This is a genomic window from Rhodococcus sp. H36-A4 (assembly GCF_027158005.1).
Taxonomy (GTDB): domain Bacteria; phylum Actinomycetota; class Actinomycetes; order Mycobacteriales; family Mycobacteriaceae; genus Rhodococcoides.
Map to the genome: position 1 here is coordinate 23,469 of NZ_JAPVLQ010000001.1, position 12,391 is coordinate 35,859.

Here is a 12,391-nt window from a genome sequence, read left to right on the forward strand (position 1 = left end):
GCTCGGCAGTGTGCACGAGCCGGCGATCTGAGATCACGCCGCTGTTCTTCTTTCCTGAATTCGGCACCGGTCCAATCTACAGTGCTGCCGACGATCGACTCCAACTCGGCGAGGCCTGTGCGAACACCCGCTCAGGAGGTCATGTCCAGTGAGGCGATGACCTTGGTCGGATGAATACGAACCACCAGTTCACCGGGCACCCCGTTGCGCTTGCCGAACTCTGCGGCGCGGTCGGCTCCCATGTATCGGGCCCCGATCTCGGTGGCGGTACGCACAAGGTCTTCCGGCTCCTCGGACGTCGTGGCGATTCCTTGGATCTGCACGAATCCGTAGGGCGGCTCTTCGAGGTCCACCGACAACGCGACACGCGGGTCACGTGCGATCGCGCGCCCCTTCGCCGTATCGGCACCAGTGTTGAACACGATCGTCTCGTCCGCGAGAACGAACCAGATCGGCACCACCAGTGGCCGCCCGTCCGCCGCGACGTAACCGAGCTTGCCGGTTCTCGTGCCGTAACCGAGAAATTCACGAACCTCACTATCCGCCAGTGTTGTCATCTCGCGAGACTATCGACTACCACCGACAATTCTCCGTGCGATGGTCGAATACACTGCTGCAAGTTCTGGCGCCGAGAGTGGACCGTCGGGCCGATACCATCCTGCGATTCCGACACACAGTGTCGTCACCGCCCGAGAGGCATCCTTCGGATGCTCAGTGTCGAAATCGCCCGACTCGACGCCGTCGTGGACGATCGTGTCGAGCATGCGCTGTTGCTCGTCGCGTTGACCTATGTAGTCACTTCGGTTGTCGGCTTCGAGGCTGCGGATCTCGGTCGATCCGATGAACGCCTGATCCCGGCGATACATGTGGAACAAGAGCAACGAAGTGACGACGGCATCGAACCGGGCGCTGGGCGAAGTCCCAGCTTCTGCTTCCGCGATCCTCGACCGTTGGAGCAAATCGGCCATGGCGGCCTTCATCAGCCCCACCAGAAGGGCCTGCTTCGACGGGAAATGGTGATAAAGCCCTGGTACGGACAGTCCGGCGCGAGCTGCGATCTCACGCACCGAAGCCCCGTGGTAACCCTGCTCGACGAACGCGGCGAGGGCCGCAGCCAGCGGCGCGGGTAGCACCGAGCCCTCGTAGATGCGCCAACTACCTCGCTCCGCATCTCCACTCATAGTGGACCAGCCTGCTCGAATGTGACCTTTCCTGCGCGGACAGTGGCCAGAATCGGATCCGCGCGCAGGTCGCGGTTTCCGAGATTCGCGGGGTGTTCGGCCAGTATCACCAGATCCGCCACATCCCCGACTCCGACCGATCGGCGGCCACCGCAGGCCGCGGCCAAGGCGACGTCCAGCGGTAGCGCCTCCTCGACCTGCCACGGCCGGCGATCGTCGTCGGTACGCCACACGGCATCGGCGACGGCATCGAGCGGCGACGGCGGGCTGACCGGGGCGTCGGAGCCGAACAGCAGCTCCACGCCCGCGCGATGTAGCGAGGCATACGGATACGAGATCGAGGCTCGACCACGCCACAGTTCATCCGCGACGTCACGGTCGCTCATTGCATGTTGAGGCTGGATGGATGCTGCGACGCCTGCCGCGGCGAACCGCTGCACGTCGGCCGGCAGGACCTGTTGAGCATGCTCGATCCGCCCACCAACTCCGATGGCCTCGAATGCGTCGAGTGCGAGTGAGTTCGCGCGGTCACCGATGGCGTGAACAGCCGACTGGATCCCGCCTTCGGATGCCTGCCTCATCAGTGCGCGAAGGTCTGTGGGTGTCTCGAGAAGTATGCCGGTTCCGGAACCGTCGGGATACGCCTCGTGACAGCATGCGGTTCGGGTGTTCAGTGAACCGTCGAACATCACTTTCAGCGGGCCGAGTGAAAGATGCCGCCCGTCACCGATGCGATCGCCGGTCCTCGCGCCGACGTACAACTCGTGTTCGAGCCATTCCGGCCACACCGCGATGGACACGTCGACGGACGACTGTCCGACCTCGGCGCGACGCAGCCAGACAGCTCTGTTGTCCGCGTACTCGAAATCGGTCACGGCGGTGATGCCTCGTCGAGCCAATTCGGCGGTGGCGTCGAGGACGCTGCGATCACCTTGCTCGGTATCGGCCAACCGGTCGAGAGCACCGAGACCTTCCATGCAGTCGTGATCGCGCAATATCCCCGTCGGATGATCGATGGACAGTTCGTCCAGAAGTGCCGGACTGAGCCACAGCGTGTGCAAATCCATGCTCGTTATCGCCACGAGGCGGTCCGGTAGGGCCCTCTGCAGCACATCCTTGTGTGGCACGTCGGGCCACAGCGCGTCGCGAAAACCTTGGGCGCGCAAGATTCCATGACCGTGCCGTTCCTCGGAGCGCGTAAGGATGTCCGCGACGGCGGCGGCAGAATCTACGTCCGAGACATCGATCCGCGTCGACGATGCGGTCCACTGCGTCAGATGCACGTGATTGTCCACGAAACTGGGCAACAACGCCCCTCCTCGACCGTCGACAATCTCGCCCTCTGTAGCGCGCGATGCGACCCCGGCCCGGATCACCTCGGAGATCCGACCACCAACCGTCTGCACTTCGAAGGTCGGGCCGCCCGCGGCGAGAACCACGTTTCTGATCAGCACCTCCGGACTCTAGAACACTCGTGCCGTGAAAGCGTGGGCCGGCCGAGTGGGAGTCTCCGAAGAAGGTGAAGCATCAGCGATTGCGATCTCGTCCACGTTCGACGAACCAATCCACCAGATCCGGTGCATCGACGGCCGAGCGGTCGAGAATGCGTGCGGCGTCATCGCCCTGAAAGATTCGTTTGAGCGGAACCTCGAGCTTCTTCCCCGTCCTGGTGTGTGGGATTCCGGGAGCGGCGATGATCTCGTCGGGTACATGCCGAGGTGATGCCTGCTCCTTGATGACCGCCTTGATCCGTCCCCGTAGCGGCTCATCGAGTTCGACACCCTCGGCCAGCACTACGAACAACGGCATCCAATAACTACCGTCATCGAATTCGACACCGAGGACGAGGGATTCGACCACTTCGGGTAAGGATTCGACGGCCTGGTAGATGTCGGCACTACCCATTCGAATACCGTTGCGGTTCAACGTCGAATCGGAACGCCCGTGAACGATGACGCTGCCATGCTCGGTGACGGTAATCCAGTCTCCGTGGCGCCACACTCCGTCGAAGGTATCGAAGTACGCGTCGTGATAGCGCGATCCGTCCTCGTCGTTCCAGAACCGACTGGGCATCGACGGCATCGGCTCGGTGATGACGAGTTCGCCTACCTCGCCGGTTACCGAGCGACCCTGGTTGTCGTACGCGGCCAACGCGACGCCGAGGTACGGGGCCGACAGTTCACCCGGCCATACCGGCACCGTACGCACCCCACCTGCGAACGCCGAGACGACATCGGTCCCACCGGAGATCGAGAATACCGGGACGTCACGGCTGATGTTGTCCGCCAACCAGATCGACGATGTGGCCGGTAGCGAAGACCCGGTGATGCCGATCGCCCGCAGCGCACCGAGGTCGTGATCTTCACCGGGGTGTGAACCCGCCTTGATGCAGGACAGCACGTACCCCGGGCTGGTTCCCAGGAAGGTGACCTTCTGTGCAGAAGCGATTTTCCACAGCGCATCGGCCGTCGGGAAACCCGGGCTACCGGACGCAGTCACGATGGTGGCACCGACGAGGAGTCCTGCCACCTGAAAATTCCACATCATCCAACTGGGGCTCGTGTACCAGAAGAACGTGTCGTTCGGTCCGATATCCGATTGCAGCCCAACGGACTTGAGATGTTCGAGCAGCACTCCACCATGGCTGTGCACGATCCCCTTGGGCAATCCCGTGGTACCCGAGGAGAACACTATCCACAGCGGGTGGTCGAAAGGAACGGCAACGCTGGTCCACACGCACTCTCCGGCAGTGGCCTCGTCCCATGTGATGGATCCTGCCGTGACATGCGCGCCGACCTGGACGACGAGATCGACCGTCGGCAAGTTCTCGAGCAACGCGCTCACGTCCGCAGTCTTGTCGTGGAATTTGCCGCCGTAGGAATATCCATCGGCGCTGATCAGCACCTTCGGATCCAGTTGCCCCAAGCGATCCGATGCGGCAGATGCGGAGTAGTCCTGTCCACAGGCCGACCACACCGCACCGATGCTTGCCACCGCAAGAAACGCGATGACGGTCTCGGGAATGTTGGGAAGGTAGCCGACGACGCGGTCTCCCTTCGCTACGCCTCGTGACTTCAACGTCTCGGCCAGCGATGCTGCCTGCCGAGCCAACTCATGCCAGGAGAGTCTGGTGACCGTTCCGTCCTCGTGTGCGTGCAGGATCGCAGGCCGATCGGTTCGGACGTGCCGCTCGACCTGGTCGACGTAGTTCAGGGTCGCACCGGTGAACCACTGTGCCCCTGGCATGTCGGTCGATTCGAGAGTTGCGATGGGTTGATCGGCGGCGATGATCTCGAAGTAGTCCCATACCGCGCGCCAGAAATCGGGGAGATTCTCGGTGGACCATGCCCACAGCGATCGATAGTCGGTCAGGTCGAGAACGTGTCGCCGTTGCACGTAGCGTTGAAAGTCCGTGATGCGAGCATTTTCGATGTCCTCGGTCGACGGCGTCCACTGCGTATCGGTCATATGATCCAGTATTCCCGACGGCGCCCGATCCGCGTCGCGAGTCACTGCGACTGAATGTCCAGCATTCCGATGGACTTCTCACGCATCTCGACTTTCCGCACCTTTCCGGTGACCGTTGTCGGGAATTCATCGACGACGTGCACGTATCGCGGGATCTTGTAGGCAGCAAGCTTGCCCTCGCTGAATGCTCGAACCGCAGCGGCATCGAGCGGCACTGCGTTGTCCCGCATTCTGATCCACACCATCAGTTCTTCCCCGTACTTCACATCGGGAACTCCGATCACCTGAGCATCGAGGATATCGGGGTGGGAGTACAGAAACTCCTCGATCTCTCGGGGGTAGATGTTCTCACCCCCTCTGATAACCATGTCCTTGATCCGCCCAGTGATGGCGACGTAACCGTCAGCATCCATGACACCGATGTCACCGGTGTGCATCCACGCTTCGGCATCGATGGCTTCGGCAGTTTTTTCTGGATTTTGCCAGTACCCGGCCATGACGGAATAGCCTCGTGTGCACAGCTCCCCCGGCTCACCGCGCGATACGGTCTCCGCGGTCGTCGGGTCGACGATCTTCACCTCGAGGTGTGGACCTACTGCACCCACCGTCGAGACTCGTTGGTCGATGGTGTCCTCGCTGCGAGTTTGAAGCGAGACGGGCGAAGTCTCGGTCATGCCATAGCAAATGGACACCTCCCTCATTCCCATTCTGTCGATCACCTGCTTCATGATCTCCGCAGGGCACGGCGAACCGGCCATGATGCCGGTGCGCAGACTCGACAGGTCGAACGAATCGAACTCAGGCAGTGCAAGTTCGGCGATGAACATCGTCGGAACTCCGTACAGCGATGTGCACCGCTCCTTCTCGACGGCCGCGAGCGTGGCAGCAGGTTCGAATGCACGCCCAGGGATCACCATCGCGCTGCCGTGACTTGTGCAGGCAAGGTTTCCCATGACCATGCCGAAGCAGTGATAGAACGGCACCGGTATACACACTCGGTCCTCGGCGGTGTAGTGGCACAACTCGCCGACGAAGAATCCGTTGTTCAGGATGTTGCTGTGACTCAGCGTGGCACCCTTGGGGAATCCTGTTGTACCCGAAGTGTATTGGATGTTGATCGGATCGTCGACCCGCAGTTGGTCCTGCACGTCGGCGACCATTCGTGGTCGATCGGCCAGCGCGCGGTGCCCGCGGTCGGTCATCAATTCCCACCCGAAGCTATCGATGTAGACGACTTCTCGCAGATCAGGAGCTTTCGGACGGGCCTCCTCGATCATGGCCGCGTAGTCCGCTCCCTTGAACTCCTGCGCCGACAACAGGACCGACACGCCTGATTGCTTCAGTACGAACCGCAACTCGTGCGTACGGTAGGCCGGATTGATATTGACCAGAATGGCTCCGATTTTGGCGCTCGCGTATTGCGCCAATACCCACTCCGGGCAGTTCGGCGCCCATATACCGACGCGATCACCCTTCACGACGCCTTGCTCCAGCAGGCCCGCCGCCAACAGCTCTACGTCCGCGAGTAACTCCGAATAGGTCCACCGTCGGTCGGACACGACATCTATCAACGCATCATGCCCACCGTACAGCGATGCAGTTCGATCCAGGTTTGCTCCGATAGTGTCTTCGAGCAGCGGCCGAGACGACGCTCCTGACGCATGACTGAGTCTCTCCATGACTTACACGATAGTGAGCTGGATCACTGAGGACTACCCCCGAAGAGGGGTACTCAGTCGAGTGTCATGGTTTCCGAGGATTCGAGAACGTCCGCTCGGGAAGTGTCCTTCAGTGCCACACCCGAACGTCCCAGGCGGCGCGCACCCCGCACGAGTCCGGCAACGATCTTGGCGGACTGTCGATAGCCCAATCCTTCTGGTGGATGAATGTTCGAGATGCAGTTTCGGTCGGCGTCCGATCTGCCTGGCGCAGGCAGATGAGTGAGATAGATGCCCAGACTGTCCGCCACCGACAGCCCAGGGCGTTCACCGATCAACACGACGACAGTGCGCACCCCCATCGCCTCTGCGATGTGATCGCCCAGTGCCACCCGAGCCTCGGTCGCAATTACCGGCGGGGCCATCGAATACAGGTCTGCCAATTCCTCCACAAGAGCCTCCAACATCGAGGTTCCATGATCGGTCAGTGCGCGCGGCGAGAGTCCATCGCTCAGCACGAATCCGATGTCGAACTTCCCCGGCGTGATCGAAGACAGATCCTCGGGCTCTCGGCCGAGATCCGGTCTGCGGAGGTACTCCGCGCGCGATGTCGCCTTCGATGTCACGATGGCAGGAGCACCGAGCCCGACCCGCTCGACGGCGACGGTGAAAGAGTCCACCTCGAGTGGCGTGTGGACGGCGTCGCGAGCCGCGGCATGTGCAGATCTGAGCTCCAGAACCCGTCGCGTCGGCAGTGAATCGCCGGTGCGGCCCAATCCGATTCGTGCCTGCGTACTCAGCCTCAGGTCCGCCCAGAAGTCGGTGGGTTCGATCTCGGTCATCGCGTACCCGTCAGCGCTCGCAACGGGGAACCCGTTGCATCGACGTCGAGTATCCGGCCATGGGAGTCCACCATGCCCAGGCGATCGAGCCAGACGGCGAATTCGGGCGCGGGCTTCAACCCCAGCACCTGGCGCACGTACAGGACGTCGTGAAAACTCGAACTCTGATAGCCGAGCATCACATCGTCCGCACCGGGAACGGCGATAACGAAGGCCACTCCGGCCGCTCCGAGCAGCGTCAACAGTGTGTCCATATCGTCCTGGTCGGCCTCGGCGTGGTTCGTATAGCACACGTCGACACCCATCGGTAGGCCGAGCAGCTTTCCACAAAAATGGTCCTCGAGGCCGGCGCGGATGATCTGCTTACCGTCGTACAGATACTCGGGTCCGATGAATCCGACGACGGTGTTGACCAGCAACGGTTCCAGGTCGCGACATACCGCATAAGCCCGCGTCTCCAGCGTTTGCTGATCGACTGGTTTTCCTCCCATTCCAAGGTACGCGCCGGCGCTCAGCGCTGAACCCTGGCCGGTCTCGAGATACATGACGTTGTTGCCGACGGTTCCCCTGTGCAGCGATCGACCTGCTTCGTTGGCTTCACGGAGGAGCGAAACATCCACGCCGAAACCAGAATTAGCGCCCTCGGTGCCCGCGACGGACTGAAAGACCAGGTCGACGGGAACACCTTTTTCGATCAGCTCCATCGTCGTCGTGACGTGCGAGAGGACGCAGGACTGGGTCGGGATCTCGAAGCGCTGACGAATGTCGTCGAGGAGATGTAATAGATCCGACGTCGCGTGAGGTGAATCGGTTGCCGGGTTGATTCCGATGACGGCGTCCCCCGACCCCAACAGCAACCCGTCCAACGTTGCCGCCGCGATACCGCGTGGATCGTCGGTCGGATGATTAGGTTGCAGCCTCGTCGCGAGGGTTCCCGGCAGGCCTATCGTCGTGCGGAATGCTGCGGTGACCTCGACAGCACGTGCCACTGCGATCAGATCCTGGTTCCGCATGATCTTGCTGACCGCCGCCACCATCTCGGGGGTGAGCCCGGGTGCCACTGCGCGTAGCGTCGCAGCAGCCGAGGTCGAGGCGGCGGTGTTCAGAAGCCAGTCACGGAGTCCCCCTACCGTGAGATGCGAGACTGCGCCGAACGCGACTCGGTCGTGCGAGTCGATGATGAGTCTGGTGACTTCGTCGCTTTCGTAGGGAACCACAAGGTCCTGCAGGAATACTCCGAGAGAGACTTCCGACAGTGCCCACTGTGCTGCGGCACGCTCTGCGTCGGATTGTGCTGCGCACCCCGCCAATTCGTCGCCCGAGCGCAAAGGCGTCGCTTTGGCCATCAGTTCCACGAGAGAGTCGAACTGGTAGGTGGTGCCCGATATCTGCTGCGTGTAGATGGTCATTCGAGCTCTGCTTCTGCCTTCGCCAACGCTGCGAACTCTTCGTCGGGCGAGTTCGCAACCAGGTGATGGCGGCTGTAGATACCGAAGTACAGCATGAAAGCAGCGAATACTCCCAGGCACCAGAGCGCGGCAGTACTGTCGACCAGGAACGTTGCGACGACGGCCAACGCTGCGATTACCAGCGCGAAGCCGGTAGTGACGATGCCACCGGGAGTGCGGTACGGGCGTTCCATATCCGGTTCTTTGCGACGCAGCACGATGTGGCTGATCATCATCAGAACGTAACTCAACGCGGCGCCGAACACTGCCATGTTGAGCAACATCGCACCCTGTCCCGTCAGCGAAAGCAGAAAACCGATGACGCCGGGCACGATGAGGGCAAGGACTGGAGCTTTGCGAGAGTTGGTGACAGAGAGCGTCTTCGGTAGATATCCGGCACGAGAGAGCGCGAACAACTGCCGCGAGTAGGCGTACATGATCGAGAAGAAGCTCGCGACGAGACCGGCAAGTCCGATGTAGTTCACTACCTTGGCTGCTCCACTGTCGCCGAGCGCTTCCACGAGTGGATTGCCGGAGGACTGCATCGCCTCGGCCCCGCCTGCGCCCGTGACGAGGAAGAGCACCGAGGCCCCGGTGACGAGCAGGATGCCCATCGCAGCGATAATTCCGCGCGGGACGTTCTTGGTCGGGTCCTTGGCCTCCTCCGCGGCGAGCGGCACTCCCTCCACTGCGAGGAAGAACCAAATGGCGAATGGGACCGCTGACCAGATTCCGAGGTATCCGAACGGCAGGAAGCTCGACGCGCCTGCTGCATCCGTCGGGGCGATGTCGGTGAGGTTGCTCGCGTCGAACTTGCCGAGTGCGGCGAGGACGAAGATCACCAATCCGACCAACGCGATGGCGGTGATGACGAACATGATTTTCAGCGCTTCACCAGCGCCGGTGAGGTGGATGCCGATGAAGATGGCGTACACCGCCAGATATACCCACCATCCATCGGTGATTCCGAAAAGGCCGAGGGATTCGACGTAGGCCCCGATGAAGGTGGCGATCGCGGCCGGAGCTATCGCGTATTCGATAAGAATTGCCGTACCGGTGGCGAACCCACCCCACGGCCCGAGTGCACGCCTGGCGAAGGTGTAGCCGCCTCCCGCGGCCGGAAGCGCCGAGGACATCTCGGCCATCCCGAGCACCATCGCCAAATACATTCCCGCGATCAGTACGCCCGCGATGAGAAGCCCACCGAATCCGCCCTGTTCGAGACCGAAGTTCCACCCCGAATAGTCCCCGGAGATAACGTAACTGACGCCGAGTCCGGCGAGGAGAACCCAACCGGCCGTGCCCTTCTTCAACGTTCGTTTGGCGAGGTAGTCGCCACCTTCGACGTGTGAATCGACACCGCCGTGATGTGATGCCGTCGGATCGCTGACAGACATGAAAATCCTCTCGTGCAAGTGGAGGTTCTCGCGCGTGGGTTGCGCGAGTCGGCTCAAGGTAGGCCCGCTGTGTAAGCGAGATGTCATCTTTCGATGACGAAAGAATTACGGCGTACTACGTCACTCGGTTGACGTCACCGATGTCACCCTCGTCCGGTTCCGCGACTGTCAGCACAGCGTTTACAACAACCCTCTCGGTCTCGCGCGCACGCTCCAGTCACCAGAGCGTGCGCGCGATCGACGGTTCGACCTCGGAACGACGTCAGCCCTGGAGCATCCCGGGTACCGGGCATGCATCGGCAGCTTGGGCAACCACCAGGATGTCGTCGGGAACTTCGGGCCTGCGCCCCTCTTCCCAGTCGAGGCCGACAAGAGGCGGATACTGCTCGAGAAGGTCGTTCTCTATTGCCGTGTACGCACGTCCTCGACTGAGGAAACGTACGCCCTCGGGTGATTCCAAGGAAAAGCCTCCACCGCGTCCCGGCACGACGTCCAGTACGAGTTGAGTGTGCTTCCACGCTTGGAACTGAGAACCAGATATCCATACCGGAACGGCGTCACTGCCTTCGGGAAGGTCGTCCGGGATATCTCCCACGCCGAGACGTAGATCCAGAAGACCCAACAACACATCCCGGTCACCGACGATGAATTCCCCTGCGGGATAGCACATCGGCGACGACCCGTCACAGCACCCGCCGGACTGATGCATCATCAGTTCGCCGTGGGTACCACCGAGGCGACAGAGAAGCTCCATCGCCCCGGCGGTTGCTCGCAGACGCGCAGGCGGGGCCGGAGCCGCAGGCCTGCCGGCCATCAGAAGAAGCCCTGAGCCTTTTGGGCGTAGCTCACCAGAAGGTTCTTCGTCTGCTGGTAGTGATCGAGCATCATCTTGTGATTCTCACGTCCGATACCCGACTGCTTGTACCCACCGAACGCGGAGTGTGCCGGGTACTGGTGGTAGGTGTTGGTCCACACTCGACCAGCCTTGATGTCGCGGCCGGCGCGGTAGGCGACTCCTCCGTCTCGCGACCAGACTCCCGCCCCGAGTCCGTAGAGCGTGTCGTTCGCGATGTCGATGGCCTCGTCGTAATCCTTGAACGACGTCACCGAAACGACCGGCCCGAAGATCTCTTCCTGGAAGATCCGCATGTTGTTCTTGCCGGTGAAGATCGTCGGTTGCATGTAGTAGCCACCGTTGAGATCTCCACCGAGTTGGGCGCGCTCGCCGCCCGTGACGACCTGCGCACCTTCACCCTTGCCGATTTCGATGTAGGACAAGATCTTCTCGAGCTGATCGTTACTGGCCTGTGCACCTATCATCGTCTCGGTGTCCAGCGGATCACCCTGACGCACAGCCTTCGTGCGGATCGCGGCGAGGGCAAGGAACTCGTCGAAGATGTCGGCCTGGATGAGGGAACGCGACGGGCAGGTGCACACCTCACCCTGATTGAGCGCGAACATCGTGAAGCCTTCGAGCGCCTTGTCCTGGTAGTCGTCGTTGTGGGCAAGGACGTCGGAGAAGAAGACGTTGGGGCTCTTGCCACCGAGCTCGAGTGTGACCGGAATCAGGTTCTGCGACGCGTACTGCATGATCAGGCGGCCTGTGGTGGTTTCTCCGGTGAAGGCGATCTTTGCGATCCGGGGGCTGGAGGCAAGTGGCTTGCCTGCTTCGACGCCGAAACCGTTGACGATGTTGAGCACTCCCGGCGGCAGGAGGTCACCGATGATCGATATCAAATGGAGGATCGAGGCCGGCGTCTGCTCGGCAGGCTTGAGCACGACGGCATTACCGGCAGCAAGTGCGGGCGCGAGCTTCCAGACCGCCATGAGGATCGGGAAGTTCCAGGGAATGATCTGGCCGACCACACCGAGTGGCTCGTGAAAGTGATAAGCGACGGTGTCGTTGTCGATCTCGGAAAGCGAACCTTCCTGTGCACGAATGCAACCCGCGAAGTAACGAAAATGGTCCACTGCCAGGGGGATATCGGCGTTGAGGGTTTCGCGGATCGGCTTGCCGTTGTCCCAGGACTCGGCGAGCGCGATTGACTCGAGGTTCTCGGCGATTCGGTCCGCGATCTTGTTGAGGATCACGGCGCGCTCGGCAGCGGATGTCTTACCCCATGCGGGAGCGGCGGCATGCGCAGCATCGAGAGCCAGCTCGATGTCCTCGGAGGTCGAGCGAGCAACCTCGCAAAAGTTCTCACCGGTGACGGGGGTCGGGTTCTCGAAGTACTGCCCCTTGACCGGCGGAACCCATTCTCCACCGATCCAGTTTTCGTAGCGTGGCTGGAACGACATGATTGCTTCGGCCGTACCGGGACGGGCATAGACGGACATCTAGTGACTCCTTCTGATCAACCGAACTGATGTGATTCAGAACACTAGGTCGAGCAACGT

General features: G+C 61.5%; 10 protein-coding genes. All 10 read right to left on the reverse strand.

Features of this window, described 5'->3' with window-relative positions; all coding sequences use genetic code 11:
- Window positions 1-131: 131 nt before the first annotated feature.
- The 10 genes from O1W68_RS00015 to adh all read right to left on the reverse strand — a co-directional run bounded on the left by O1W68_RS00015 (window position 132) and on the right by adh (window position 12,331).
- Window positions 132-557, reverse strand: coding sequence for a PPOX class F420-dependent oxidoreductase (locus O1W68_RS00015; protein WP_269300874.1), 426 nt, complete (start codon window positions 555-557; stop codon window positions 132-134).
- 9 nt (window positions 558-566) lie between these two features.
- Entirely contained in the window at window positions 567-1,181 is a 615-nt protein-coding gene (locus O1W68_RS00020) for a TetR/AcrR family transcriptional regulator (RefSeq protein ID WP_269300875.1), read from the reverse strand.
- Window positions 1,178-2,635 carry an amidohydrolase gene (locus tag O1W68_RS00025; RefSeq protein WP_269300876.1) on the reverse strand — a complete coding sequence of 486 codons (1,458 nt, stop codon included), beginning with the start codon at window positions 2,633-2,635 and terminating at the stop codon, window positions 1,178-1,180. The genes O1W68_RS00020 and O1W68_RS00025 overlap by 4 nt, the downstream gene beginning before the upstream one ends.
- Window positions 2,636-2,708: 73 nt before the next feature.
- On the reverse strand, window positions 2,709-4,649 hold the full coding sequence (locus O1W68_RS00030) for an acetoacetate--CoA ligase (RefSeq protein WP_269300877.1): 1,941 nt from the start codon (window positions 4,647-4,649) through the stop codon (window positions 2,709-2,711).
- Window positions 4,650-4,690: 41 nt separating this feature from the next.
- Entirely contained in the window at window positions 4,691-6,328 is a 1,638-nt protein-coding gene (locus O1W68_RS00035; RefSeq protein ID WP_269300879.1) for an AMP-binding protein, read from the reverse strand.
- 53 nt (window positions 6,329-6,381) lie between these two features.
- On the reverse strand, window positions 6,382-7,149 hold the full coding sequence (gene eutC, locus O1W68_RS00040) for an ethanolamine ammonia-lyase subunit EutC (RefSeq protein ID WP_269300880.1): 768 nt from the start codon (window positions 7,147-7,149) through the stop codon (window positions 6,382-6,384).
- Window positions 7,146-8,558, reverse strand: a complete 1,413-nt coding sequence (locus O1W68_RS00045) for an ethanolamine ammonia-lyase subunit EutB (protein ID WP_269300881.1) — start codon at window positions 8,556-8,558, stop codon at window positions 7,146-7,148. Before O1W68_RS00045 ends, eutC begins: the two co-directional genes overlap by 4 nt.
- On the reverse strand, window positions 8,555-9,994 hold the full coding sequence (eat, locus tag O1W68_RS00050) for an ethanolamine permease (protein WP_269300882.1): 1,440 nt from the start codon (window positions 9,992-9,994) through the stop codon (window positions 8,555-8,557). Before eat ends, O1W68_RS00045 begins: the two co-directional genes overlap by 4 nt.
- Window positions 9,995-10,256: 262 nt before the next feature.
- Window positions 10,257-10,808: a DUF779 domain-containing protein gene (locus O1W68_RS00055; RefSeq protein ID WP_269300883.1), complete on the reverse strand. Its 552-nt coding sequence runs from the start codon at window positions 10,806-10,808 to the stop codon at window positions 10,257-10,259.
- Window positions 10,808-12,331 carry an aldehyde dehydrogenase gene (gene adh / locus O1W68_RS00060; RefSeq protein ID WP_269300884.1) on the reverse strand — a complete coding sequence of 508 codons (1,524 nt, stop codon included), beginning with the start codon at window positions 12,329-12,331 and terminating at the stop codon, window positions 10,808-10,810. Before adh ends, O1W68_RS00055 begins: the two co-directional genes overlap by 1 nt.
- Window positions 12,332-12,391 lie beyond the last annotated feature (60 nt).